Here is a 26,702-nt window from a genome sequence, read left to right on the forward strand (position 1 = left end):
GCAGGTCTTCAGATGACCCGGTCAGATGCCGGACGCCACTCAATCAAAACTAGAATTCTCGGAGGCAACGATACCTTTAGTATCTCGTTTGTCTACATTTTTTGGAATATGTCGGGATTTCGGCAAACCGGTTCTACTGTAGCCACCAAGCACCCTGATCCCAAAATTTCCAGCAGGTTGGCACAAACACGTTGCAGCGTTCCGGCGTTTCACTTCACATATGCCCATGACACGACCCACGATAACCTCGGACAGCGATGCAACTGGTGTTTGCATTCGGATTACCGGTGATTTGCTGACGCAATCGCTCGAGTTTGTCGAAGGCGCGTTCAGGAATGTCAAACCTTCCGGTAAGGAAGTGGTTCTGGACCTGTCGCAGGTTCAGGGTCTGGATACCGGCGGGGCGTGGCTGATTGCAAACCTGCAAAAGCGACTGACCTTGGGTGGCGCGGACGTGCAAATCAAAGGGGCACAACCAGCACATTCCGATTTGATTGAAACTGTCGCTCGGAACATCCCCGAAGAAATCGGCGAGCAGGCGCCGCCGGGCGGTTTTGTCAATTGGCTTGCGCGGTTGGGCCAGCGCACGGCCTCGGGGTGGAAGGACACATTGTCCATTCTCGACTTCCTGGGTCTGACACTGCATCGCCTCGCGCGCACGCTGGTTATGCCGTGGCGCCTGCGCCGCGCGGCGCTGGTTTCTCAGATGGAACAGGCCGGGTTCAAGGCGCTACCGATTGTCTCGCTGATGGGATTCCTGATCGGCGTTGTCCTGGCATTTCAAGGCGCAACACAGCTGAAACAGTTCGGAGCCGAGATTTTTGTGGTGGAACTGATCTCGATCTCTGTGCTGCGTGAGCTGGGCGTCCTGCTGACCGCGATCATCGTTGCAGGGCGGTCGGGATCAGCCTTTACCGCCTCGATCGGATCAATGAAGGTGCAGGAAGAGATCGACGCCATGCGCACGCTGGGTCTGGATCCGATTGAAGTCCTTGTTATCCCGCGCGTTGTCGCCCTGCTGATCATGCTGCCGATCCTTGCCTTTGTGGCCGATATGGCCGGGCTGATTGGCGGCGCCTTGATGAGCTGGATTGACCTCGGTGTCAGCCCGGGCATGTTTCTCACCCGCCTGAAAGAAAACACGGATGTCTGGCAATTGGCCGTGGGGCTGATCAAGGCTCCGTTCTTTGCGCTGGTGATCGGGGTGATTGCCTGCTGGCAGGCGATGCAGGTCAAAGGCTCGTCTGAAAGCGTGGGGCAAAGAACCACTGCGTCGGTCGTGCAATCCATCTTTATGGTCATCGCCATCGACGCGCTGTTTTCGATCTTCTTTTCTGAGATCGGGGTCTGACATGGACGGAACCGTCATGCAGGACACCAACAAGGCCGATGCCCAACGCGAGGCCGTAATCCGGGTTCGCAACCTGACCAATCGGTTTGGCGAACAGGTGGTGCATGACAATTTGAACCTTGATGTCTGGCGGGGCGAGGTGCTGGGCGTCGTCGGCGGGTCCGGTACAGGCAAGTCGGTTTTGCTTCGGACGATTGTCGGACTGAACAAGCCGGCCGCCGGCAGTATCGAGGTGCTGGGCGTCGACGTTCTGAACGGACCTGAAGAGGAACGTCAGCGGATCGAGAAAAGCTGGGGTGTGGCCTTTCAGGACGGCGCGCTGTTTTCTTCCTTGACCGTGTTGCAAAATGTGATGGCCCCCTTGCGGGAACATACCGGCATCAGCGAAAGCCTGATGGAGGCGCTCGGAGGGCTAAAAATCAGCCTTGTCGGCCTTCCACAGCTGAGCTGCAGCAAGTTCCCGTCGGAACTGTCGGGCGGTATGCGAAAGCGGGCAGCGTTGGCGCGTGCCCTGTCTCTCGACCCCGAAATCGTGTTTCTGGACGAACCCACCGCTGGGTTGGACCCCATCGGCGCAGCCGCCTATGATGATCTGATCGGAGAGTTGCAGCAGGCGCTGGGTCTGACCGTTTTTATGGTAACCCATGATTTGGACAGTCTTTATGCCATCTGCGACCGCGTCGCAGTGCTTGCAGAAAAGCGCGTGCTGGTGGAAGGTCCGATTGAAGATATGACTAAGGTCGACCACCCTTGGGTTCAGGAATACTTCACAGGCCCCCGCGCCCGTGCGGCACAACAGAAGGGGCAAAGCAGGTAGAGGCGATGGAGACCCGAGCGAACTACATCCTGATTGGCGCGTTCACCCTTGCAGGTATCCTGGGGGTCTTTGGCTTTTTCCTGTGGCTGGCTAAATTCGAGGTGACCCGGCAATACGCCTATTACGAGATTCTGTTCGACAATGTCTCGGGCCTTTCTGCAGCAGGTGGCGTGAATTACAACGGCTTGCCCGTCGGTCAGGTCATTTCGCTGAACCTGGATGAAGACGACCCTTCCAAAGTCCGTGTCCGCATCGAAGTGGACGCCGACATTCCCGTGACCAAAGAAACCATCGCCCAACTGCAATCGTTGGGCGTAACTGGCGTTGCCTATATCGAATTATCGGGCGGTTCAGCCAATGCCGAACGCCTGCCGCAAAACAGCGTTATCCAAAGCAAGCGCAGCCCGATACAATCTCTGCTGGAAGGCGCCCCGCAGGTGTTGGAAAAGGCCTTAACCCTGCTGGAGGACCTGAACGCAGTCGTCGACGAGAAAAACCGCAAATCGGTGTCCGATATCCTCGAAAATCTGGCGTCGGCTTCCGGCAGGCTGGACAAAACCTTGTCAGACTTTGAGTCTCTGTCCGGTGATCTGGGCAGCGCCGCAAAGGAAATCGGGGCCTTCACCAAACGTTTGGACACTCTGGCGGACACGGCCGAGACAACTCTGAAGACTGGAACCGATACACTGAACAGCCTCAAGGAGGCCTCGGAATCCGCCAAAACCGCATTGGACACCGCAAACGGGACATTGCAAACCGCCGAACGGGTCATCACGCAGGACATCCGCCCCTTTATCGAGCGCGGCTCAAAGCTGGCGGACCATCTGATTGTTCTGTCTGAAGAAGGCAGCATTTCCCTTGGAGTCATTACCGAGACCTTTGCAAACGCAAACACAACGCTCGGGGCGATCAACTCGGCAATGGACACTGCCAAGGCAGCTCTGGCGTCTGCCGAACGCGCTTTTGACTCGGCCAATCGCGTGATGGACGAAGATATTGCGTCCGTCGCGGCAGATGTTCGTAACGCTGCGAACCAGGTGGCCGAGACCGTGTCGAACATCACGGGGAAAATCGACTCGATTTCCGATGACATTCTCAGCGCCTCGCAATCCGCATCAGAATTGCTGGGAACGATCGACGGTATTGTTCAGGACAACCGCCGGCAGGTTTCGGACTTCCTGCGCGTCGGCCTTCCGCAATTTGTCCGGTTTGTCGAAGAATCCCAGCGTCTGGTCATCAGCCTCGACCGGCTGGTCGACAAGGTGGAACGCGATCCGGCCCGCTTCCTACTCGGCACCCAAGCATCGGAGTTTCGTCAATGATCCGGCCCATTATTCTGACTCTGGTTCTTGCTTCGCTCGCCGGATGCGCTGGTCTTGGCACGTTGCGACAGGCATCCAAGCCCAACGATCTGTATCTGCTGACACCCAAAAGCACGTTTTCCTCGTCGTTGCCACGAATTCAGAAACAGATCGTCGTCGAAGAACCCACTGCGACAGCGGCGGTCAACACGGACCAGATCGCGGTTCAGCCTATGGCGTTGCAGGTGCAATATCTGCCGCGTGCCCGATGGGTGGATCGCGCGCCTTTGATTGTGCAGGCATTGATGGTCGAAAGCTACGAGAACTCGGGCAAGGTCGCGGCGGTTGGCCGGTCGACCGTTGGGCTGCGGGCTGACTATGTCATCGCACCGGACTTGCGCGAGTTTCAGGGAATGGTGGTCAGCGAAACAGAAGACACGAAAACTGTTCGTGTGGAAGTGCGCATCAACATCAAGATCATCGACGAGTACGAAGACAAGATTATCGCCTCAAGCTCATTCCGGGAAAACGTGGTGGCCGCAAGCGACCAAACACCCGATCTGGTCGAAGCCTTCGATGTCGCACTTGGCAAAACCATGCGGGACGCCGTCGAATGGAGCGTGCGCAGAATCCATACACATTCGACCAATAATCCGCGCGACTCGCGGTTTTGAACGCGAACATCGCGGTCAGTTGTCGGCTGCCATCACAGCGGCGAAATCAGTCAGAAATGGTCTGACGAAGCTCGGTTCCAATCAGCGGCATAGGTTTGCGGAACCTGATCCGAAAGCAAAACGCCATCATCGAGAAACTCATAGAGTTCGGCATAGGATCGTTCGTGCTCATCCGCTGTGCGCCGCCGTATATCCGATGGGCGCAACTCCGAAACCTTTTCTTTGCCCATCGCGCCCAGAATATCCCGGAAACTCTCCAGTGTACTGTCATGGAAGCGATGCACTCTTTTTCGTTTTTGCGGAACATTGATCGCGCGTCCTCGGATCGGGTCCTGCGTCGCCACCCCGGAGGGGCAGCGATTGGTGTTGCACTGCAGAGCCTGGATACATCCGACCGCAAACATCATCGCGCGGGCGGCGTTGCACATATCCGCGCCCAAGGCGAATTTCTCTACCATGTCAAAGCCGGTGGCAACTTTGCCCGAGCAGATGACCCGAACCTTGTCCCGCACACCAATACCGCGCAGGCAGTTGCTCACGAAAATCAGGGCTTCGTTCAACGGCATCCCTAGTCGGTTGGTAAACTCGACCGGCGCCGCACCTGTTCCCCCTTCGGCGCCGTCCACAGTGATGAAATCGGGCAGGATTCCCGTTTCCAGCATCGCCTTGCATATCGCCATGAACTCGGAGGGATTGCCGATGCACAGCTTGAACCCGACGGGCTTGCCGCCCGACATCTCGCGCAGGTGCTGCACAAATTCCATCAGCCCCGTCGGGCCGTCAAAGGCCGAATGGATCGGCGGCGAGATCACGTCCTGATGCTCTGGCACACCTCGGATCTCGGCAATTTCTTCATCTACCTTTGCGGCTGGCAGCACTCCGCCATGAGAGGGCTTGGCACCCTGAGACAGCTTGATTTCGATTGCCTTCACAACATCCTTCTGTGCGTTTTCGGCAAACTTGTCCTTGTCGAAACCGCCGTCAGACGTGCGACAGCCAAAATATCCGGTTCCGATTTGCCAGATGATGTCTCCGCCTTCGGCCAGATGATACGGTGACAGACCGCCCTCGCCGGTGTTGTGGGCAAATCCACCATCTTTTGCGCCCCCGTTCAACGCGCGGATGGCATTGGCGCTGAGGGCGCCGAAGCTCATTGCGGATACATTCAGACGCGACGCGCTGTATGGTTTTTCGCATTGCGGGCCGCCCAGCATTATGCGTTCTTCGCTGACATCTACATTCTTGGGTGCCAGCGAGTGGTTGGCGCGGTGATAACCAACGGTCATGATGTCATATTGGGTTCCAAATGGTTGCGTATCGACCTGGCCTTTGGCACGCGAATAGACAAGTGCGCGGGTGATCCGATTGAAGGGTCGCCCGCTTTCATTGGTTTCCACGAAATACTGACGGATTTCCGGGCTGACGAATTCCAGCATGTACCGGAAATGGCCCAGAACCGGATAGTTGTTCAGCACATTGTGCTTGTTTGTATTCAGGTCAAAATAACCGATCAGCACATACGGAACGACGAGGACCAGCAGCCAGAAGGCAGGGCTCCAGAACACCCCGAATAGAACCGTCAGGGGTAGAATGAAAAAAGTCACCGCGAAATAAATTCTGCGAACAATCATGAACGATCTCCTCTGGGCGCGATGTGCGAAATTGCAGGCCCCGGCCGGTTCCATGTTCAATCGTGAAACAGATAGGTCATAGATTGCAAGTAATTGAAGGCCTTGCTCTGACGTGCATCTGCTATTCAACCCTCGAATGCTTCGCCCCAACGCCGGACATTGATCCGGAGATGCGCAATCTGTATGCCGAAAAGAACACGTACCGGGGCAGGGTCTATCGTTGTGGCAAAGCCAGCATCCAATGTCATGGATCGCACGCTGATGTATTGTGCCGTCTTCATCGGCGGGGCAGCGGGGTCGCTGCTGCGCGAGGTGTTTGCGCTGGAAATCCCCGGCGCGCCTCTGCTGACGGCGACTTTCGGGATCAACGTTGTAGCCTGTTTCGTTCTGGGCTGGCTATATGCCTTGCGTCACCGTGTCCATGCCCATGTGCTGCATCTGGGCGCCGTCGGCTTCTGCGGCGGGCTATCTACCTTTTCCTCATTCGTGGCCGAGTTGGAGCGGATTGCAGAAACCAGTGGATGGTCCGTTATCGTTGCGATCATGGCCGAGATTGTGTTTGGCCTTGGGGCAGCCATGCTGGGTGAAACGCTGGGCCGCAGGTCCCGGATGGGGAGAGCCCGGGAATGACCGACCTCTATCTGCACGCCATGTTCGCGTTGGGCGGAGGTTCGGGCGCCGTGCTGCGTCACTGGCTTGCGCAGCGTGTGACCCATGATCTGCCCTTCTCGACACTGATCGTGAATGTCGTCGGCAGCCTGTTGTTGGGTCTCTGGATCGGGTATCTCGGCGGTCCTGTCGAGATGGGAGAAGAAGAAAAACGGCTGGTTTTTGGCTTCTGCGGCGGCTTCACGACGTTTTCCAGTTTTGCGTACCAATCGCTGGAACTGCACCGCAATCGCACAGTTGTATTTGCCGCAGGGAATATCCTGCTCAGCCTCGTCCTGTGCTGGCTGGCCTTGTGGGTTGGATTGGTTCTGACAGGTGATTTCACATAGCGTGCATATGCATGCGGACGGCAAGATTCCCCAAAATCCAGACTGTTCCACCGATTATGATCAGCAGGACCAGCGTTGAGAAAAGGATCAGGTCCAGATCCTCCCGGCTGCTGCGGCGTCGATCGATATGCAGGAAATAAACCAGCTGCACGACCAGCTGAGCCAACCCCAGCAAACCGATGGTCAGGTAGACGCCCTTTGTTTCGATACCGAACCAGTAGGCGATCAGGAATACCGCCAGTGTCAGCAGCAGGGACCCGCCATAGCCTATCACATAGCGCCGGCGCTCGCGGTGGTGCATTTCGGTCCGTCTATCCATAAGCCAGCCCTCCGAAGTACACGATTGTAATGATGCCGATCCAGATCAGGTCCAGAAAATGCCAAAAAAGCGCCAGCCGCACGACCCGTGACATCAGCAAGTCGGTCAGGCCCATCACCCGCAACTGGATCCCGAGCACAATCAACCAGAGACAACCTGCCGCGACGTGCAAACCATGCAGCGGGACCAACCCGTAGAATGCCGACAAGAAGCCGCTGCGTTGAGGAACACCTCCCTTTTCCGCCATGGCGATGAAATCACGGATTTCCAGAACCAGAAAGCTGAGGCCCAGAACTAGTGTCACTGCGAACCAAAGAACGATGCGCGCTCGTGGCAGATTGTATTTCAGTGCCAACATGGCCAGCCCTACCGTGAGACTGCTGGTCAGCAGGATCATGGTTTGGGCAAAGATGCTGTTGAGATCAAACAGCTCATGCGGCCCGGGCCCACCGGCCTGCGCATCGATCATCGTGATGTAGATGGCGAACATCAGTCCGAAGTAGACCAGATCGCTCATCAGAAAGACCCAGAAGCCAAAGGTGACAACCTCCGAGAACTTGTCGGCGCTGGCGTGGTCTTCGCCAAGGTTCAGGCCAGGATAGCTGTGCGATGGTGCACGTCTCATGTCACGGCCTCCATGTCGGGGCGGGCAAGGCCACGGTTTTCCGGGGCTGTTTCGTGGTCGCGGTCGACAGCTGTCGAGCTGTGCACCAGATCCAGCCAGGCCTCGTGGTCCTTTCGGACTTCTTCTGCCGGGATGACCAGTTCTGTGCTGGTATCAAAGGTCCAGACAATGATGGACAGGATGATCAGAACGGTCATCAGCGCCGCCAGCCACCAGATCCACCACACCAATGCAAACATCCATATGCCACTTAGAACGCATAGGATGAATCCGATTCCGGTGTTGCGCGGCATCTCGATATCTTCATAGGCGTCCGGCGAAGGATAGGCCTCGCCCCGCTCTTTGGCGGCTGCAAAATCGTCCCGATCGGTAACATGCGGGATGATTGCAAAATTGTAGGGCGGCGGCGGCGACGGGATCGACCACTCCAGCGTGCGCCCATCCCACGGGTCGCCCACCGGCACACGGGTCTTGTCCCGATCACGTATGCTGACCCACAGTTGGATCAACACCGAGAACAGCCCGCAGGTGATGATCAGCGCACCGATGATGGCAACGATCATGAAGGGCTGGAACGACGGGTCGGCGTAGCTGAATGACCGCCGGGGCATGCCCATGAGCCCGACAAAGTAGAGAGGCATGAACGTCAGAAGGAACCCAACAGTCCAGCAGAACACCGACACCCGCCCCCAGAACTCGTTCAGGCGAAACCCGAAGGCTTTGGGGAACCAGTAGTTATAGGCCGCCAAAAGACCGAAAAGCACACCGGGCAGCAGCGCGTTGTGGAAATGCGCCACCAGGAACAGTGTGTTGTGAACCTGATAATCCACCGTCGGGTTGGCCAGAACGACGCCGCTGAGACCACCGATCACGAACAGCATGAGAAACGCCAGCCCGTATAGCATTGGCACCGAAAACCGTATTCGCCCTCTCCAAAGCGTCGCCATCCAGTCATAGACCTTTACACCGGTCGGGATGGCGATCAGCATAGTAGCGATGCCGAACACCGCGTTTATCAGCGCGCTTTGACCCATGGTGAAAAAGTGGTGCAGCCAGACGGTGAAGGACAGCACTGCAATCGACATGGTGGCGATGACCAGCGAGTTGTAGCCGTAAAGGCGCTTGGCCGAGAATGTGGCGAAAACTTCGGAATAGATTCCGTAAGCCGGCAGGACCAGCAGGTAGACCTCGGGATGGCCAAACAGCCAGAACAGGTTGGCATAGTTCATCATGTTGCCGCCGAGGTCGTTGGTGAAGAAATGGAAGTCCAGATAGCGATCGGCCGCCAGCAACAGCGCGGCAACGCCCAGCGGTGGCATAGCGAAGATGATCAGGATCGAGCTGCAGATGATCGTCCAGCAATACATCGGCAGCCGCATGAACTTCATCCCCGGCGCGCGCAATTTGTAGATCGTGACAGCGAAGTTGATACCCGTCAGCGTTGTACCAACGCCCGATACGACAATGGCCCAGATCCAGTAGTCCGGGCCAACGCCCGGATTAAACGCAGCCCCTGTATAGGGTGGATAGGCTGTCCAGCCGCCGGTCGAAAACTCTCCGACAACCAGAGAAACCATCAGCATCATCCCGGCCGAGACCGTGACCCCAAGCCCGATCTGGTTCAGCCTCGGAAACGCGACGTCCCGTGCTCCGATCATCAGCGGGATCACATAGTTCGCAACGCCGAAAACAAAGGGAACGGCTACGAAGAAGACCATGATCGTGCCATGCGTGCTGAAGAGCTCGGCAAAGTGTTCCGGTTCCAGAAACCCGTCCCCTGGTCCCGCTGCCTGCTGCGCGCGCATCACGACGCCTTCCAGAACACCGCGCGCTAGCATCACGATGGCAAAGACGATATACATTATGCCGATCTTCTTGTGGTCCGCACTGGTCAGCCAGTCCCGCCACAAGGACCCCCAAAGCCGGAAATATGTCAGCAGCCCGAGCACCGCCACGACACCGATAACGACAATAGCCGCAGCTGCGTTGGCGATGATCTCATTGGTCGTGGGGTTCTGAATCAACCCGGCGACAGGAAACGCGTCCCAGGTGAGGCGGCCAAAGAACCCGGTATCGGTGGTTGTCATTGACTTGCCTCCTGCCCGAAGACTGCGGTTCCCGGTTGTTGGTCAAGCGGCAAGGATTTGCCGCTGTGGTAACGTTGCAGAATACTGTGGAACAGATCGCCACCCTCCACCGTAAAGTACAACGCGGTCTTGGGCATGTTTTCGGTTCCAAGAGCGGCCTGTACCTCCTCCCGATCCGTGCGCATGGCGAGCGTCTTGTAGGTCGGCGGATCAAGTGGAATGCCGTTCTGACGTACGGTTTCGACCCACGCATTGAAATCGTCCGCCTGCATCGCAAGTGTGTTGAACTTCTGCTTGGTGAAACCGCGCCCGTTATACTGCGTGTTTTCTCCTTGCATTGTCTCGGGCGCGTCTGCCACCAAATGTAGCTGTGTCGTCATCCCCGGCATGGCGTAGATCTGCCCCGCCAGCGCCGGGATCATGAAAGATTGCATGACCGTGTCGGTCGTCAGCGTCATCGCAATCTGCTGTTTCACAGGGATACCCAGCTCTCCGACACTGGCAATGCCAAGGTCTGGGTAGATGAAAAGCCATTTCCAGTCCAAGCCGACGACCTGCACCCGCAGCGCTGGTTCTTCGCCGAAGGGGGCGGAATAGGGATCCAATCGGTGCGTGGCCTTCCAGAGATAGAATGACAAAAGGGCCACGATCACCACCGGAACACCCCACATCAGAAATTCCAGCCCGGGCGAGAAATCCCAATTGGGCGTGTAGGCGGCGGCACTGTTCTTGCGACGGCGGTAGCGCAAGGCAATCAGCGGGACCAAAACGAGCACAGGAACCACGGCAATCAGGATCAACGCCGTTGCACGCAAGAGATGAGTCCTTTGCACGGCCGCAATCGGGCCCTGAGGATCCATGAAGCTATCGCTGGCCAAGGCGACCTGTGCGGATGCAAGCACCAACGCAGCACCCAAAAGTGCTGGAATGGCCACACCGAACATCCTGAAAATGGTCACGCCTGCTCGCCCTCAAAGAATAAGTCCAATACGGTCAACTATCGGCAGAGTCAGACAATTTCTCAAGGTATTTTCCAGATGGTGCCGATGCGGGACAGGCAGGCGCGTCCTGAAACGGTAGATTATTGACTTGCTGCGATCCGCGGGCGAGACCTGAAGGTGATGTTTCGGATCGCAATCACTTTAATGCTTTGCCTGTGCGCATCGGCTTCGCCGGCGCAGGATCGCGCGGCAATCGAGCGACAGTTTCAGAGCTGGATCTGGAAAACTGTCTGGCCGCAGGCGCGGGCCAAGGGCGTTTCACGCCAAACTGTCGAACAGGCCTTTTCCGGGGTGACATTGAACTGGGATTTGCCGGATCTGGTGCCACCCGGTTACAAGCCTTCGGAGCGGAAAAAACAACGGCAGGCCGAATTTGGTTCCCCTGCCCGGTATTTCAACGCAAACGCGGTGCAAGGTGCCACGTCCGCAGGCCGAAAGATGGCAAGGCGGCATGCGCAGGTACTTGCGCGTGTCGAGGCGGAGACCGGTGTCCCGCCACGCATTCTGCTGGCGGTCTGGGGCCGCGAAAGCGGGTATGGCCAGGTGCCGATCCGCCACGATGCAATTCAGGTTCTCGGCACAAAAGGGTTCATGAGCACACGGGCCGACTTCTTCACTGATGAGCTCATAGCCGCCCTACAGATTGCCGAAGCGGGCCATGTGTCGGGGCGGGGGATGAAAAGCAGTTGGGCTGGAGCTCTGGGGCAGCCGCAGTTTATGCCCTCCAGTTTTCTGAACTATGCCGCCGATGGTGATGGTGATGGGCGCGCCGATATCTGGGGGTCGCCAGAGGACACGCTTGCATCGATCGGAAACTACCTTGACCGGCACGGATGGGTCGAAGGTCGCGACTGGGGATTTGAGGTGGTCGTACCGGACACGGTGTCCTGCGCGTTGGAAGGCCCGGATCAGGGTCGACCCATTCAAGACTGGGTGGCTATGGGAATTGAAAGAGTTTCCGGACGGCCGTTCCCGGCGCATGAACTACCGGCCGAGGGGTTTCTGATGTTGCCAGCCGGTCGCCACGGCCCGGCCTTTATCGTCACGCCGAATTTCTATGTCCTCAAGGAATTCAACACCAGCGACCTGTATGCGTTGTTCGTGGGTCATGTTGGGGATCGAATTCAGTACGGTGTCGGGGATTTCAGCGGCGGTTGGGGCAAGGTTGGTGGCCTTTACCGTTCGGACATCACCCGGATGCAGCAGGCTCTGGAACAACAGGGGCATGACGTCGGAGGCGCCGACGGGTTGCCGGGCTACAAGACCCGAAGGTCCATCGGGCGCTGGCAGCAATCAACCGGTCGCGCGCCAACCTGCTTTCCCGAGGCCCGAATGAAAGCCCATCTGGTGCCCTGAACACCCAGGTGATTCGCGACGGATTGCCCTACCGCGCACACCCATCTCGACAGCTGAATATTTGACCTTCACAAAAATGTCATGGCTGCGAGGTGTTTCAGAATATTATTTCATCAGCCTACCCTGTTACGGTTTCATTCGGCCTTCCCCCGCTCATTTCCTCACATAACCTTTCACCTTTGTTAAAAAGGTGCCACGTTCTGCGGCAGTGAAAGATGGCTTTCGCAACTGGATTTCCGACATTTCAACTGGAGCCGACACGACCGGACTCTCGCGTTCCTGCACGATCTGGATCAAAGCAAAACCCTATTGGATACCGGAAATACAACGGATCAGGGCCGCCCCGCATCCCGAAGATGCGAGCACCCGACGCCAAAAAATGGGAGTAACACGAATGAACAGAATTATCCGAACCTCACTGGCGGGGCTATTGTCCACGACCATGATCACCGGTGCTGCGCTGGCGGCCGGCACCCATCCCGAAACCGGCGAGCCGCTGGCGGATGACCAGACCTTTACCTATCGCATTCTGGACGAGCACAGCTCGGTCGACCCGCAGGTGGTCGAGGATGTTTCGGGTGCGGAAATCGTCCGCGACCTGTTTGAAGGCCTGATGAACCAGGACGAAGACGGCAATCTGGTGCCGGGTGTGGCCACCGAGTTTTCCGTCAACGACACCAAGGACGTCTACACCTTTACCCTGCGCGACAATGCGAAGTGGTCGAATGGCGATCCGGTAACCGCAGGTGATTTCGTTTACGCCTGGAAACGCGCTGTCGATCCCGAACTGTCCTCGCCTTACGCGTGGTACATGGAGCTGATGTCGATCGAAAACGCCGCCGACATCATCGCGGGCGAAAAGCCGGTTGACGAATTGGGCGTCAAAGCCATCGACGACAAGACTCTCGAAGTTCGCCTGAGCGCGCCGTTGCCGTATTTCCCGCAGATGACCACGCATTCGACCACCTTCCCTGCCCCGCAGAAAGTGGTCGAAGAGTTTGGCGATACCTGGACCAAGCCTGAAAACATCGTCTCGAATGGCGCCTATGTCCTGACCGAACACCTGCCGCAGGAACGTTCCGTGCGTGAGCGTAACGAGATGTACTGGGACAACGACAACACCATCATCGACAAGGTCGTGGCACTGGTGATCAACGACGAAAACGTTGCCCTGACACGCTACCTGGCCGGTGAACTGGACCGCACCGAAATCCCTGCCGGTCAATACCCGCGCCTGAAGGAAGAGCACCCGGAAGAGGCCATCAGCTTCCCGCGCCTGTGTAACTATTATTACACGTTCAACCTTTCGGAAGGTGGCCCCGAAGCCTTCAAGGACCCCAATGTCCGTCAGGCCCTGTCGCTTGCCGTCGACCGCGAAATCATCACTGAAAAAGTAATGGCCGGCGGTGAACCCCAAGCCTATACATTTGCACCCGAAGCAACCGCGGGCTTCACCGTGCCGGCAGTTGAAATGGCGTCGATGACTCAGGCCGAGCGCGATGAGCTGGCCAAGGAGCTGCTGGCCGAGGCAGGCTATGGTCCTGACAATCCGCTGAGCTTCGAAATGGTCTACAACACCTCGGAAAACCACAAGAAGGTGGCCGTGGCGCTGAGCCAGATGTGGAAACAGAAACTGGGTGTTCAGGCCGAGCTGGCCAACATGGAATGGAAGGTGTTCCTGGAAGAGCGCGGCAACCAGAACTTCGATCTGGCCCGCGGTGCGTGGTGTGGAGACTACAACGAAGCATCCACCTTCCTGGACCTGTTGCAGTCGGATTCCGGCTATAACGACGGCAAGTACAACAACGCGCGCGTAGACGAGCTGCTGGCCGAGGCCAAAACCTCGGACGATCCGGCACCCCTTTACACTGAGGTTGAGCGTATCATTGCGCAGGAAACCCCAGTGATCCCGATCTATCACTATGCCGGTGTCTACATGATGGACAGCGACGTCGGGAACTGGCCGGTGAACAACGTCGAGCAGAACTGGTACTCGAAGAACCTCTACAAGATCGCCGAGTAATCGTCTTTGGACCGCGCCCTGTCCCGAAACAGTTCGGGGCAGGGCCAAAAAACATGGGGGCATGGAATGCTTGCCTATAGTTTGCGGCGACTGCTGGTTGCCATTCCGACGATCCTGTTGCTGATCGTCGCCTGTTTCTTTCTGATGCACTTTGCGCCCGGTGGGCCCTTCACCTCGGAACGGCCTTTGCCACCGCAGGTTCTGGCCAATATCGAGGCGCGGTACGGGCTGGACCAGCCGTTGTGGAAGCAGCTTTGGGATTACCTGTACAACATCGTCGTGCATTTCGATTTCGGCCCATCCTTCAAGTTCAAGGACCGGGACGTGAACGACATCATCGCGCAGGGCTTTCCGATCTCGCTGACCTACGGCTCGTTGTCGTTTCTGGTGGCGACGGCGGTTGGCGTCAGCCTCGGCATCGCTGCGGCAATCAAGCACAACAGCTGGATCGACTATTTCGCTGTTGGTTTGGGCATTGCGGCGCAGGCGCTGCCGAACTTCATCATGGGCCCGATCCTGATCCTGACATTCACCCTGTGGCTGGGATGGCTGCCGGGCGGCGGCTGGAACGGCGGTCAGTGGCAATACCTGATCATGCCGGTCATCGCGCTTGCAACTTCCTACATGGGGTCGATCGCACGGATCACCCGGTCGTCTATGCTGGAAGTTCTGAACTCGAACTTCATCCGCACCGCACGCGCCAAGGGACTGCCGACCAGAACCGTGATCTGGCGTCACGCACTGAAGCCCACGCTGCTGCCGGTCGTATCCTATCTGGGACCGGTCTTTGTCTACGTTCTGACCGGTTCGGTCTTTGTCGACATCTACTTTTCGACCGGCGGTCTGGGACAGGCCTATGTGGGATCTGCCCTGTCGCGCGACTATGCCGTGCTGCTGGGGGTCACGATCCTTTATGGCGCGCTGACCGTCATCGTGAACCTGCTGACCGACCTGGCCTATGCCTGGTTCGATCCGAAAATCCGCTACTGAGGGGCAGGCAATGCTAGGAAAATCACAAAAAGCCGCCCATCTGGCCGAAGAGATCACTGATTACACGGTCATTCAGGGGCGATCGCTGTGGCAGGACGCACGGATGCGTTTTGTCCGCAACAAGGCCGCAATGGCCAGCGTCTTCATTCTGGGTCTCATCGTGCTGTTCACGATCATCGGACCTTATTTCGCTGTCTGGAACAACGAAGAGATCGACTGGAACGTCATGGGTGACGTGCGCGGCATGGGCATGCCATCGGTCGAGACCGGCCACTACTTCGGTGTCGACGATCTGGGTCGCGACCTCTACAGCCGTGTCATTCAGGCCACGACCACGTCACTGCTGGTTGGTCTGATCGGTGCCGCGACGGCGCTGATTGTCGGCACCTGCTATGGCATCGCAGCGGGTTATATCGGTGGTCGCACCGACAGCGTCATGATGCGCTTTGTCGACATCCTTCTGGCGATCCCGGCAACATTGGTCATCATCCTGTTGCTGGTCGTGGCGGGTCGGTCCTTCTTCATGCTGTTCATCGCCCTCGGCGCAGTTGGCTGGCTGACCATGGCGCGGATCGTGAGGGGGCAAACCCTGACCCTGAAGAACCGCGAGTTCATCGAGGCCGCGCGCGCTGCGGGTGTCAGCGAGTTCACCATCATGTATCGCCACATCCTGCCCAACCTTCTGGGCGTGGTGATTGTCTACGCATCTCTGCTGGTGCCCGAAATGATCCTGACCGAAAGCTTCATCTCATTCCTGGGCCTGGGTATTTCGGAACCCTACACCTCGCTGGGCCGTCTGATTGCCGAAGGGGCTGGGACCATGAGCTATGGCACCCTGTGGCAGCTTATGTATCCCCTGACATTCTACGTCGCCATCATCATCACCATGTTCTTCATCGGCGATGGGTTGCGCGACGCTCTGGACCCGAAGGATCGCTGATATGAGTCTGTTTTCCGTAAAGGACCTGAGCGTCCGGTTCGATACTCCCGATGGCGTGGTCGAGGCCGTCAAAGGCATCAGTTTCGACATCAATCCGGGCGAATGTCTGGGCATTGTCGGTGAAAGCGGTTCGGGCAAAAGCCAGACCTTCATGGCGGCGATGGGGCTGTTGCCACCGGCCGGGCGCGCCACCGGATCGGCCATGTTGAACGGACAGGAAATCCTGAACCTGCCCGTGAACAAGTTGAACCAGATCCGCGGCGATGACGTGGGCATGATCTTTCAGGATCCGCTGACCGCCCTGACACCGCATCTGCGGATCGGTCAGCAGATGCGTGAAGTGTTGCAGGTGCATGAGGGTCTGACGGGCTCTGCCGCCCGCGCACGCTGTCTGGAATGGCTGGACCGGGTGCGCATCCCCGAGGCCAAACGCCGTCTGGATCAGTACCCGCATGAGCTGTCCGGCGGTATGCGCCAACGGGTCATGATTGCCATGTCGATGCTGTGCAACCCCAAGCTGCTGATCGCGGACGAACCGACAACGGCGTTGGATGTGACCGTACAGGCCGACATTCTGGACCTGATGGTGCGTCTGCAAAAGGACGAAGGTACGGCGATTGCCCTGATCACGCACGACATGGGTGTTGTCGCGCGGATGTGCGACCGCATTCAGGTCATGCGCCTTGGGCAGTTCGTGGAGGCGGGGGATACCCGCGAAATCTTCCGTGCACCGCAGCACGAATACACCCGCACCTTGCTGGAAGCGATGCCACGTATCGATGCCGGCGACGCACCCAAGGCACTGGGTAAGGTGGATGAACCGCTGCTGACCGTCGATGACGTCAAGGTTCATTTTCCGATCCACGTTCCGGGCGGCCTGTTCGGTCACAAGGTGCCACTGAAGGCCGTGGACGGTGTCAGCTTCGACATCCGCAAGGGCGAGACGCTGGGTGTGGTCGGTGAATCCGGCTGTGGCAAGTCCACGCTGGCGCGGGCCGTTCTGCAATTGATCGAACCCAGCGCGGGCAATGTCAGCTGGCTGGGCCATCCGATTGTCGGTCTCAGGCGAGCGGAATTGAACAAGTACCGCAAGGACCTGCAGATCGTGTTCCAGGACCCGCTGGCCAGTCTCGATCCGCGCATGACGATCTCGGCCTCGATTGCGGAACCGTTGAAAACATACCGCCCCGACCTGACCGAACGCGAACGCAAGGACATGGTCGCGGAAATGATGGAGAGGGTCGGGCTCAAGGCCAACATGATCAACCGCTACCCGCACGAGCTGTCGGGCGGGCAAAACCAGCGAGTGGGAATCGCGCGCGCAATGATCAACAAGCCCAAACTGATCATTTGTGACGAAGCGGTTTCCGCTCTGGACGTGTCCATTCAGGCTCAGATCGTGGAATTGTTGCGAGAATTGCAACAAGAATTCGGCTTGTCGATGATCTTCATCAGCCACGACCTGTCGGTCGTACGGGCAGTGTCGAACCGGATCATGGTTCTGTATCTGGGCCGCATTGTCGAGCTGGGAGATGGTGAGGTGATCTGTTCCGAACCCATTCATCCCTACACCAAATCGCTGATCTCGGCCGTGCCGATTCCGGACCCGGACGTAGAGCGCAGCCGCACCCGCCTGAAACTGCCTGGTGAATTGCCCTCTCCGATGGATCCCAAGGCGGCACTTCGGTTTTTGCCCAGTCGTTTAGCGGCTGGTCAGACGAGTTACGTTCCGAAGTTGAGCGAGGTTGCTCCGGACCATTTCGTAGCCGAACACGATCCGCTTGAAGCCATCATGGGCACCGCCTGACCGTGTCCCCCAAAGCCGGCCAAACGGCTTTGGGGGCTTGCCCAATCCAAGTGTCCAACATTTTCGTGAACAGCAGGTTTATGTCTTACCTAGGCCGCGTGACCTCGCCAATATGCGGCTGGTACGGTGCCCGACCGGCGATATCCCGCCCGCAAAGTTTTGACTCTACCCAGTCCTCAATGGCACATTTTAACTTGCGAGCGTCGGTCATGCCGCACCACATTGATAATCCCGGCTTCGCAGCCTAAGAGCATTTCTGAATGCGCTACGGATTGAAAACAGTAGATTGAGTTTGAGAGGTCACATGACACGCAAGGTTACCAAGGCGATTTTCCCCGTAGCGGGGCTGGGTACGCGTTTCTTGCCGGCAACGAAGTCTGTTCCCAAGGAAATAATGACGTTGGTTGACCGCCCGCTGGTTCAATACGCCATTGACGAGGCACGTGCCGCCGGCATCAAGGAGTTCATCTTTGTCACGTCCCGCGGCAAGTCCGCGCTCGAGGATTACTTCGACCACAATCTGGTGTTGGAACAGGAACTGAAAGCCAAGGGCAAGGACAAGCTGCTGGAGACGCTGAGTGCCACCAACATGGAAAGTGGCGCCATCGCTTACATTCGTCAGCACAAAGCCCTGGGTCTGGGACACGCCGTCTGGTGCGCGCGCAGATTGATCGGTGACGAACCCTTTGCCGTGATGCTGCCCGATGACGTAATCGCAGGTGACAAGCCCTGCCTTCAGCAAATGATCGAAGCCTATGAGGAAACCGGCGGCAATATGGTCGCCGCCATGGAAGTTCCGAACGAGAAGACAAGCTCATATGGTATTCTGGACGTGAATGGCGGGGTTGGCACCGTGACCCGCGCAAAGGGCATGGTGGAAAAACCGAATCCCGAAGAGGCCCCGTCCAATCTTGCGGTGATTGGCCGCTACATTCTTGGCCCGTCGGTTCTGTACAATCTGAACCAGAAAAAGAAAGGCAGCGGCGGCGAAATCCAACTGACAGACGCAATTGCCGAAGACATCGGGAACGGTGTCCCGGTATTCGGCTATAAGTTTGACGGTCAGCGATTTGACTGTGGATCAAAGTCAGGGTTCCTGCAGGCCACGGTTGCCTTCGCACTGGCCCGAGATGATCTGCGCGATGATCTGAACCGATACCTGCACGACCTCATTGTTGCGAACCGGGCTGCACAGTAACGAAATGCCGTGCACGGAACCGGAAACGCTTGCGAAGCCTGAGTGTCAATGCTGTCGGAAGGCGGGCACACCATGAAAAATATCCATCCCGTCATTTTGTGCGGTGGCTCCGGCACGCGTCTCTGGCCGCTTTCGCGCAAAAGCTATCCCAAACAATTCGTTCCGCTGATCGGCGACACCAGTCTGCTTCAGGATTGCGCTGAAAGGCTGCGCGGACCGGCAGAGGCACGATATGCAAAGCCGCTGATCCTCACAAATGAAGCCTTTCGTTTTGTGGTGCCGGAACAATTGGCAGCCGTTGGAATCGATCCCGGCCCGGTGCTCATCGAACCCGAGGGACGCAACACGGCTCCTGCAGTGCTTGCGGCCGCTCTATATTTGGCAAAGTCTGATCCTGACGCGGTAATGCTGGTGGCCCCGTCCGATCATGTCGTTCCGGACAAGGCCGCATTTCACGCGGCCGTCGTTCAAGGCACCAAGGCCATCGAAGAACGCGGCGATCTGGTGACTTTCGGCATCACGCCTGACCGACCGGAAACGGGATATGGCTACCTGAAGCTCCGCCACGCGCCGGATGCGACCAATGGCACGGTGCCTCTGGACCGGTTTGTTGAGAAGCCGGATCTGAATTGCGCCCAGGCCATGGTGGACGAAGGCACATATTTGTGGAACTCAGGCATATTCCTGTTTGGCGTCAAAGACATCATTGCTGCCTATCAACAGCACGCACCGGACCTGATGGAACCGGTTCAGTCGGCTGTTCAAAAAGCCAAGGTGGACCTTGGATTCCTGCGACTTGATGCCGAAGCATGGGCTGAAGTTCAGGATATCTCGATCGACTATGCTGTAATGGAAAAGTCCAGCAATCTCAGCGTGGTGCCTTATGCCGCGGGTTGGTCGGATGTCGGCAGCTGGTCCGCTGTACAGGAGCTGAGTAACCCTGACGCTAACGGGGTTGCCACCACTGGCGAAGTCACGGCAATTGATTGCCGCAATGTGCTGGTGCGTTCAGAAGCGTCATCGCAAGAGGTAGTTGCGATGGGGCTGGAGAACGTGATCACCGTGGCCATGCCTGACGCTGTTCTGGTTGCCAGCATGGACAAAGCGCAGGACGTCAAACAGGCGGTTGCGGCGCTCAAGGCGAAAGGCGCGAAACAGGCCGAAGAATTGCCCGTCGATCACCGCCCGTGGGGCTGGTTCGAAAGCCTTGTGGTCGGAGAGCGGTTTCAGGTCAAACGCATTCACGTCCATCCGGGCGCGGCGCTGAGCCTGCAATCGCATCATCACCGGTCCGAGCATTGGATTGTGGTCGAGGGCACAGCGAAGGTCACGATCGGCGAAGATGAGCGCCTCGTTTCGGAAAATGAGTCGGTTTATATTCCCTTGGGCGAAGTTCACCGGATGGAGAATCCCGGCAAAGTTCCGATGGTGCTGATCGAAGTGCAGACCGGAACCTATCTGGGTGAGGATGACATCGTCCGATACGAAGACATCTACGCCCGGGATTAGGGCGCGCGGTACGGGCCACTGGTGACACCTGCACCGTCGAGTGATTGACGGTTCAGCCATCCTTCTTGCGGCAAACAAGGAAACAATTTTGGTGCCTTCGCTGGCATTGTTTCCGTTTTTGCACCTATCGATTAACAATACCTTTCCGGGGCGTTCGTCCTGGTCACAGGAGATTCAGTCCTGCCACGGCAGTTTGGCGCGCAATCATTGTCGGACCGACGGTCTCAGGAGGACGCCCATGTCGCAAAGCTCACCCCGATTGAACCTGCCCTATCTGCAACCGGCGCAGGCTCAGAAACACGTCACCCATAACGAAGCGCTGCGCCACCTGGATTTGGTGGTGCAACTGACTGTTGCAACGACGAACGCAACAACCCCGCCCGCTGTCCCCGCTCAGGGAGAGGTACATGCGCTGGGGTCCAATCCAGCGGGTGACTGGAGCGGGCAACCGGGAAAACTGGCCGCATGGCTGGACAACGCATGGCATTTCGTTTCGCCCGAACCCGGCTGGCGTGCGTGGGATCAGGCGAACGGTCAACTCAAAGTCTGGGATGGCACAGGCTGGATCGACCCACCGATGGCAACCCAGAATCTGGACGGTCTGGGCATCGCTACCGGTTCCGACGGCACCAATCGCCTGTCCGTGCGGTCACCGGCTACGTTACTGAGTCATGACGGCGCCGGTCATCAACTGAAGATCAATAAGGCTGGCGACAGCGATACAGCCTCACTTCTGTTTCAATCGAACTGGACCGGCCACGCGGAAATGGGTCTGGCCGGGAACACCGGTTTTTCCATCAAGGTCTCGGCGGACGGAGGCACCTGGACCGAAGCGTTGAGCTTTGATCCCACAACTGGCGCTGCCGGCGGAGCGGCCGTTCAGGCCAGCGCGGATGACACCACAGCAGGCCGCCTCATGCGTGCAGATTACGGGTATGGGCCGGGCAACCTGTTGGGAGCGGTCTCGGAAAGCAGCGGAACACCCACTGGCGCAGTGATCGAACGGGGCAGCACTGCTGACGGAGATTATGTTCGATTTGCCGATGGCACGCAGATTTGTTCGGCCTCGCTGAACGCGGTCGGATGCACTTCTGTCACGGGCGCTCTGTTTGCGAGCAGCTCGGTGGTGTGGAACTTCCCGGCCAACTTCGCTGCAGGCAGCACGCCTGTCCTGTGCGGCAGTGGCGGAAAAATCGCACGTTTCCTAAGCTTTGAAACCCCATCAACCACGGACGTGACCTGTCAGGTTCTGTCGGCAACCTCGGATACCACGACTGTGGCCCCGACGGTTGTTGCAATTGGTCGCTGGTTCTGACGTCATGCGCCGCCTGGGCAAGTGTTCGGGCGGCTATTTGCTGCGCAGATCCGCCTCAGCCTGTTTCAAGAACCAGCCATAGGTTTCACGTAGCCCATCCTCAAGCCGGATACGGGCCTGCCAGCCCATATCGCGCAGCCGCGAAACGTCCATGAGCTTTCGTGGTGTTCCATCTGGCCTGCTGGCATCCTGCGTAATACGCCCCTTGAAACCGGTTATCCTGGCAATCAAGGCAGCCAGTTCAGCGATCGAGATATCCTCACCACATCCGATATTGATGTGGCTCAGCATCGGTTCGGTATTGGCCTCGTAAACATCCCTTGGCAGATCCAGAACAAACAGCGCTGCGTCGGCCATGTCGTTCACATGCAGAAACTCGCGGCGCGGCGTGCCGGAGCCCCAGATCACCACCTCGTCCAGCCCGTCGCGCCGCGCCTCGTGAAAGCGGCGGATCAGGGCGGGCAGGACATGGCTGTTTTCCGGGTGAAAATTATCTCCGGGACCGTACAGATTGGTCGGCATGACCGAGCGATAATCTACCCCGTATTGCCGGTTGTAGCTTTCGCAAAGTTTGATCCCTGCGATCTTGGCCACCGCGTAGGGTTCATTCGTGGGTTCCAGCGCTCCGGTCAGCAGCGCATCTTCACGCATGGGTTGGGCCGCATCGCGCGGATAGATACACGAGCTTCCCAGTTGCAACAAAGACTGAACCCCAGTTTCAAAAGCCTGATGGATCACGTTGCATTCCATCATCAGGTTTTCATAGATGAAGGCCGCCGGATAACTGTTGTTGGCATGAATGCCTCCGACCTTGGCCGCTGCCAGGATCACGACATCGGGGCGTTCGGCCTGCATGAAGGCACGCACAGCGGATTGATCGGTCAGATCCAGCTCGTCGTGAGTGCGCGTGATCAGGTCAATGGCCTCACCCCCGGCCTGCCGGTCCCGAAGCAGGCGCAGAATGGCGCTGCCCACCATTCCCCGATGTCCTGCGACGTAGATCCTGCGCATCACGCCCCCTCAGCCGTTTTCCAAAGTGACGGGCAATTCGTAGCCATGCCGTTTCAACAATGCGTGCCTCTTGGCGGTGGTCAGATCTTCGGCAACCATCTCGGCGCACATCTCCTGAACGGAAAGCTCGGGCTCCCAGCCGAGTTTTTGATTCGCCTTGGAGGCATCGCCCTGCAAGCTGTCGACTTCGGCCGGGCGGAAGTATTGGGGATCGATGCGCATGATCACATCGCCCGGTTTCAGGGCGGGCGCGTTTTCGCCCTCAATCGCTGAAACGGTCGCGATCTCGTCCACCCCTTCGCCGGAAAACTGCAAAACAATACCCAGCTCGGTGGCAGACCACTCGATAAACTGACGTACCGAATACTGCTTGCCGGTTGCGATCACAAAGTCTTCGGGCGTGTCCTGCTGCAGCATCAGCCACTGCATCTGCACATAGTCCCTGGCATGGCCCCAATCACGCAGGCTGTCGATATTGCCCATGTAAAGGCAATCTTCGAGGCCTTGCGCGATATTGGCCAAACCCCGGGTGATCTTTCGGGTCACAAAGGTCTCGCCACGGCGCGGGCTTTCGTGATTGAACAGAATGCCGTTGCAGGCATACATCCCATATGCCTCTCGGTAGTTCACGGTTATCCAATAAGAATAAAGCTTGGCCACGGCATAAGGTGAACGCGGGTGAAACGGCGTCGTCTCGCGCTGCGGTTTCTCCTGCACAAGACCGTACAATTCAGACGTCGAAGCCTGATAGAACCGCGTCTTCTCCTCCAGCCCAAGAAACCGGATCGCTTCAAGCAAGCGAAGCGTGCCCAACGCATCGACGTCTGCCGTATATTCCGGCGCTTCGAAACTGACTGCGACATGAGACTGGGCGCCCAGATTATATACTTCGTCCGGTTGAACCTGCTGAATGATGCGGGTCAGGTTCGACGTGTCGCTCAGATCGCCGTAGTGCAGACGCAGTTTGGGATCGGGTTCGTGCGGGTCCTGATAGATATGGTCTATCCGCTGCGTGTTGAACGAAGACGCGCGTCGCTTGATACCATGGACATCGTAGCCTTTGCTCAGCAGCAGCTCGGCCAGGTATGACCCGTCCTGACCTGTAATGCCTGTAATCAACGCAGTCTTGGCCATGAGTACGCCCCGCCCTGTTCCATAACGCTTTTCTTCTGTTCCAAAGACAGTAAGAAGCCGAGGAAAGCAACCCAAGGCCAGATCAGGGATTGAATCCGTTCACGGTTTCTTGGACTGTGCAGTGCTTAAAGGCGGTTTCGACGAAAAGGGAATTTGAGTGATGCGCATTGCGATGATTGGCACCGGGTATGTGGGGCTCGTGTCGGGTGTGTGTTTTTCGGATTTCGGCCATGATGTGGTCTGCGTCGACAAGGCCGCCAACAAGATCGAGATGCTACAGGCCGGCAAGGTTCCGATTTACGAACCCGGTCTGGATGTCCTGATGGCCAAAAACGTGACCGCTGGCCGGCTGAGTTTCACGACCGATCTGGCCGCCGCTGTGGGCAGCGCTGATGCCGTATTCATCGCCGTCGGTACACCGACCCGCCGCGGTGACGGCCATGCGGATCTGACCTATGTCACCGCCGCGGCCAAGGAAATCGCGCAGGCCATCAAGGGCTATACAGTGATTGTCACCAAATCGACCGTACCGGTCGGGACAAATCGCATGGTCCATCAGGTGGTCTCGCAAACAAACCCGCAGGCCGAGTTTGACGTTGCTTCGAACCCCGAATTCCTGCGTGAAGGCGCAGCCATCGACGATTTCATGCGTCCCGACCGGGTGGTCGTGGGCGTTGAATCCGATCATGCCGCCGAAGTTATGAACGAAATTTATCGGCCCCTCTATCTGCGCGACTTTCCGATCCTGACCACGGACCTGGAAAGCGCCGAGATGATCAAATACGCCGCCAATGCCTTTTTGGCGACCAAGATCACCTTCATCAACGAAATTGCCGGCCTGTGCGAACGGGTCGGCGCGGATGTCAAGGAAGTGTCGCGTGGCATCGGTCTGGACGGCCGCATCGGCAACAAGTTCCTGCATGCAGGCCCCGGATATGGCGGGTCGTGCTTTCCCAAGGATACCGCCGCGTTGGCCCGGATCGGGCAGGAGCACGCCTATCCGATGCAGATCACCGAGACAGTCATTCGGGTGAATGACGAGGTTAAAAAGCGGATGATCGAGAAAATCCGCGAAGCTTGCGACGACAGTTTCAATGGCAAGACCATCGCGGTTCTGGGGGTCACGTTCAAACCCAATACCGACGATATGCGCGATGCACCGTCACTGACCATCGTTCCCGCCCTGATCGGCGGTGGCGCCAAGGTTCGGGTCGTCGACCCGCAGGGCCGGGCCGAAGGCGAGGCGCTGCTGCCCGGTGTGGACTGGGTCGAAGATCCTTATGCGGCAGCAAGGGATGCAGATGCCGTCGTACTGCTGACCGAGTGGAACGAATTCCGAGCGCTGAACCTGACCGAACTGGCCGAAACTATGCAAACCGCCCGCATGGTCGATCTGCGCAACATCTATTCTGAAACCCAGGTGTTGAAATCCGGCTTTGCCGCCTATGTCGCTGTCGGGCGCTGACCACGCCGGACCACGCAAGGCACGGCGCCTGAGGCTTTTTTGTTGGATTACTCGGCTGTCCAGATCTTGCGCCGACGTTCCTTGACCATTTCATTCCCTTCGTCAGTCCCGTCGTGGAACGTGTTGAACCACTCATCCCAGGGCGTTTCCCAGGTGCCATAATTGCAATCGAAGAATTTGTGATGCAGCTGGTGAAAGAAGTCTCCGACCTGGAACTTGGCCTTGTTCCCGAACTTCACATGCTCGAACCCGGCATGCGAGGTCGGAGCGCCGATCCCGTGGTGGAACAGCAGGAAGATGGCGTGGACCGGATGCGATGGCAGCAGGAAGAAAATCATCGTGTCGAACATCAGAAAGAAGCTCTCGACCGGATGCATCGCCAGCCCGGACCACGGGCCGGTGTTGATGTTGCGGTGATGCCAGGCGTGAACCCTGGTGTAAAAAGGCCCGACATGCAGCAGCCGATGCAGCCAGTAGAAATGGAAGCCCGCCCAGATCGGGATGAAAATTACCATCGTTACAAACCAGACCGGGTTGCTGTCGAATGTGATCATCGTGACCCAGCCATTGGCATAAGAATACAGGATGAAACACTCCCAGAACGTCCAGAAGGTCAGCGCCGGACCGAGGGTCCACAACATGTTGTCCCAGACCTGGTTCTTGAAGGTGAAAACCTTGGCGCCTTTCATCATCGGGCGCATATCGTACCGGTATTCGTCTGCCTGTGTGCGGAACTTCCACAAGGCCAGGTGCAGACCGCCTGCAACGACCATCAGAATGCAGAAATTGCGAAACCAGATCTCGGCCACCCAATCCCAGCTGAACGTCTCGATCCGCGCCAGAGATGGCGTCAGGTAAGTCCATGTAATGATGGCAAACACCAAAAGAAACGCACGCAGCGCCAGCGGGTTCCAGCTTTGCAGCAGGTATTTCAACGCGGCCAGAGGCTTCATCGGCCAATCCCAGTATGGAGAGGTCTGGATCGGCAACTGTGGCGTGTAGTTCCAAACCTTACGTTTGGGGCGCGGGGGCAAGGCCGGTTCAGTCATGGCTTAACTCATCAGTTCTGTTCGCTGTCGGAAACTGTACTTGCATTCGCGCACACCCCAGAACGCTATGTCTTGCAGGTCAGGCCAAGTTTTGCTTAGCC

23 protein-coding genes are annotated in these 26,702 nt (G+C 57.7%); 15 read left to right on the top strand and 8 right to left on the bottom strand.

Going from position 1 to position 26,702, the window contains the following annotated elements; genetic code table 11:
* The first annotated feature begins 226 nt into the window (after nt 1-226).
* The 4 genes from AC2TDJ_RS10650 to AC2TDJ_RS10665 are packed head-to-tail and all read left to right on the top strand — an operon-like array spanning nt 227 to nt 4,143.
* On the top strand, nt 227-1,351 hold the full coding sequence (locus AC2TDJ_RS10650) for an MlaE family lipid ABC transporter permease subunit (RefSeq protein ID WP_480841970.1): 1,125 nt from the start codon (nt 227-229) through the stop codon (nt 1,349-1,351).
* Nucleotide 1,352: 1 nt separating this feature from the next.
* A complete protein-coding gene (locus AC2TDJ_RS10655; RefSeq protein WP_480841971.1) occupies nt 1,353-2,168 on the top strand; it encodes an ABC transporter ATP-binding protein in 816 nt (271 codons plus the stop codon).
* Between the two features lie 5 nt (nt 2,169-2,173).
* The gene (locus tag AC2TDJ_RS10660) at nt 2,174-3,490 is read left to right on the top strand and encodes an MlaD family protein (RefSeq protein ID WP_480841973.1); all 1,317 of its coding nucleotides are present in this window, start codon (nt 2,174-2,176) and stop codon (nt 3,488-3,490) included.
* Nucleotides 3,487-4,143, top strand: coding sequence for an ABC-type transport auxiliary lipoprotein family protein (locus AC2TDJ_RS10665; RefSeq protein WP_480841974.1), 657 nt, complete (start codon nt 3,487-3,489; stop codon nt 4,141-4,143). The genes AC2TDJ_RS10660 and AC2TDJ_RS10665 overlap by 4 nt, the downstream gene beginning before the upstream one ends.
* Before the next feature lie 50 nt (nt 4,144-4,193).
* On the opposite strand, the gene AC2TDJ_RS10670 is transcribed toward AC2TDJ_RS10665, so the two are convergent.
* Entirely contained in the window at nt 4,194-5,774 is a 1,581-nt protein-coding gene (locus AC2TDJ_RS10670) for an FMN-binding glutamate synthase family protein (RefSeq protein WP_480841975.1), read from the bottom strand.
* 246 nt (nt 5,775-6,020) lie between these two features.
* Here AC2TDJ_RS10670 and AC2TDJ_RS10675 point away from each other — a divergent pair, with 246 nt between their 5' ends.
* Nucleotides 6,021-6,404 carry a fluoride efflux transporter FluC gene (locus AC2TDJ_RS10675; protein WP_480841976.1) on the top strand — a complete coding sequence of 128 codons (384 nt, stop codon included), beginning with the start codon at nt 6,021-6,023 and terminating at the stop codon, nt 6,402-6,404.
* A complete protein-coding gene (gene crcB / locus AC2TDJ_RS10680; protein WP_480841977.1) occupies nt 6,401-6,772 on the top strand; it encodes a fluoride efflux transporter CrcB in 372 nt (123 codons plus the stop codon). The genes AC2TDJ_RS10675 and crcB overlap by 4 nt, the downstream gene beginning before the upstream one ends.
* Here the strand turns inward: crcB and AC2TDJ_RS10685 are convergent.
* From AC2TDJ_RS10685 to AC2TDJ_RS10700, 4 genes are read right to left on the bottom strand one after another with little or no spacing between them, the layout of a single operon-like run.
* A complete protein-coding gene (locus AC2TDJ_RS10685; RefSeq protein WP_480841979.1) occupies nt 6,765-7,091 on the bottom strand; it encodes a cytochrome o ubiquinol oxidase subunit IV in 327 nt (108 codons plus the stop codon). The two genes, crcB and AC2TDJ_RS10685, sit on opposite strands and share 8 nt — an antisense overlap.
* Nucleotides 7,084-7,716 carry a cytochrome c oxidase subunit 3 gene (locus AC2TDJ_RS10690; protein ID WP_480841980.1) on the bottom strand — a complete coding sequence of 211 codons (633 nt, stop codon included), beginning with the start codon at nt 7,714-7,716 and terminating at the stop codon, nt 7,084-7,086. The genes AC2TDJ_RS10685 and AC2TDJ_RS10690 overlap by 8 nt, the downstream gene beginning before the upstream one ends.
* Nucleotides 7,713-9,803 carry a cbb3-type cytochrome c oxidase subunit I gene (locus AC2TDJ_RS10695; RefSeq protein WP_480841982.1) on the bottom strand — a complete coding sequence of 697 codons (2,091 nt, stop codon included), beginning with the start codon at nt 9,801-9,803 and terminating at the stop codon, nt 7,713-7,715. The genes AC2TDJ_RS10690 and AC2TDJ_RS10695 overlap by 4 nt, the downstream gene beginning before the upstream one ends.
* Nucleotides 9,800-10,762 carry a cytochrome ubiquinol oxidase subunit II gene (locus AC2TDJ_RS10700; protein WP_480841984.1) on the bottom strand — a complete coding sequence of 321 codons (963 nt, stop codon included), beginning with the start codon at nt 10,760-10,762 and terminating at the stop codon, nt 9,800-9,802. Before AC2TDJ_RS10700 ends, AC2TDJ_RS10695 begins: the two co-directional genes overlap by 4 nt.
* Before the next feature lie 162 nt (nt 10,763-10,924).
* On the opposite strand from AC2TDJ_RS10700, the gene AC2TDJ_RS10705 reads away from it, so the two are divergent.
* The 8 genes from AC2TDJ_RS10705 (at nt 10,925) to AC2TDJ_RS10740 (ending at nt 21,942) form a co-directional block, all read left to right on the top strand.
* Nucleotides 10,925-12,160 (top strand): lytic murein transglycosylase, encoded by a 1,236-nt coding sequence (locus AC2TDJ_RS10705; protein ID WP_480841986.1) that lies wholly within the window; start codon nt 10,925-10,927, stop codon nt 12,158-12,160.
* 394 nt (nt 12,161-12,554) lie between these two features.
* Nucleotides 12,555-14,183, top strand: a complete 1,629-nt coding sequence (locus AC2TDJ_RS10710) for a peptide ABC transporter substrate-binding protein (RefSeq protein WP_480841988.1) — start codon at nt 12,555-12,557, stop codon at nt 14,181-14,183.
* A 66-nt stretch (nt 14,184-14,249) separates the two neighbouring features.
* Nucleotides 14,250-15,173, top strand: a complete 924-nt coding sequence (gene oppB / locus AC2TDJ_RS10715; protein WP_480841990.1) for an oligopeptide ABC transporter permease OppB — start codon at nt 14,250-14,252, stop codon at nt 15,171-15,173.
* Nucleotides 15,174-15,183: 10 nt separating this feature from the next.
* Entirely contained in the window at nt 15,184-16,113 is a 930-nt protein-coding gene (locus tag AC2TDJ_RS10720) for an ABC transporter permease subunit (RefSeq protein WP_480841992.1), read from the top strand.
* Between the two features lies 1 nt (nt 16,114).
* Nucleotides 16,115-17,920 carry an ABC transporter ATP-binding protein gene (locus tag AC2TDJ_RS10725; protein ID WP_480841994.1) on the top strand — a complete coding sequence of 602 codons (1,806 nt, stop codon included), beginning with the start codon at nt 16,115-16,117 and terminating at the stop codon, nt 17,918-17,920.
* Between the two features lie 304 nt (nt 17,921-18,224).
* The gene (gene galU / locus AC2TDJ_RS10730; RefSeq protein ID WP_480841996.1) at nt 18,225-19,118 is read left to right on the top strand and encodes a UTP--glucose-1-phosphate uridylyltransferase GalU; all 894 of its coding nucleotides are present in this window, start codon (nt 18,225-18,227) and stop codon (nt 19,116-19,118) included.
* A gap of 72 nt (nt 19,119-19,190) precedes the next feature.
* Nucleotides 19,191-20,627 carry a mannose-1-phosphate guanylyltransferase/mannose-6-phosphate isomerase gene (locus AC2TDJ_RS10735; RefSeq protein ID WP_480841998.1) on the top strand — a complete coding sequence of 479 codons (1,437 nt, stop codon included), beginning with the start codon at nt 19,191-19,193 and terminating at the stop codon, nt 20,625-20,627.
* A 238-nt stretch (nt 20,628-20,865) separates the two neighbouring features.
* Nucleotides 20,866-21,942, top strand: coding sequence for a DUF2793 domain-containing protein (locus tag AC2TDJ_RS10740; protein WP_480842000.1), 1,077 nt, complete (start codon nt 20,866-20,868; stop codon nt 21,940-21,942).
* A gap of 33 nt (nt 21,943-21,975) precedes the next feature.
* Here the strand turns inward: AC2TDJ_RS10740 and fcl are convergent, their stop codons facing one another.
* Complete coding sequence (gene fcl, locus AC2TDJ_RS10745) at nt 21,976-22,953, bottom strand: GDP-L-fucose synthase (protein ID WP_480842001.1); 978 nt, start codon at nt 22,951-22,953, stop codon at nt 21,976-21,978.
* 9 nt (nt 22,954-22,962) lie between these two features.
* Nucleotides 22,963-24,087, bottom strand: a complete 1,125-nt coding sequence (gene gmd, locus AC2TDJ_RS10750) for a GDP-mannose 4,6-dehydratase (RefSeq protein ID WP_480842003.1) — start codon at nt 24,085-24,087, stop codon at nt 22,963-22,965.
* A 160-nt stretch (nt 24,088-24,247) separates the two neighbouring features.
* Here gmd and AC2TDJ_RS10755 point away from each other — a divergent pair, with 160 nt between their 5' ends.
* Complete coding sequence (locus AC2TDJ_RS10755; protein ID WP_480842005.1) at nt 24,248-25,552, top strand: UDP-glucose dehydrogenase family protein; 1,305 nt, start codon at nt 24,248-24,250, stop codon at nt 25,550-25,552.
* A 47-nt stretch (nt 25,553-25,599) separates the two neighbouring features.
* Here the strand turns inward: AC2TDJ_RS10755 and AC2TDJ_RS10760 are convergent, their stop codons facing one another.
* Complete coding sequence (locus tag AC2TDJ_RS10760) at nt 25,600-26,601, bottom strand: sterol desaturase family protein (protein ID WP_480842007.1); 1,002 nt, start codon at nt 26,599-26,601, stop codon at nt 25,600-25,602.
* Between the last annotated feature and the right edge of the window lie 101 nt (nt 26,602-26,702).

This window comes from Ruegeria sp. HKCCD6647-2 (assembly GCF_057221075.1).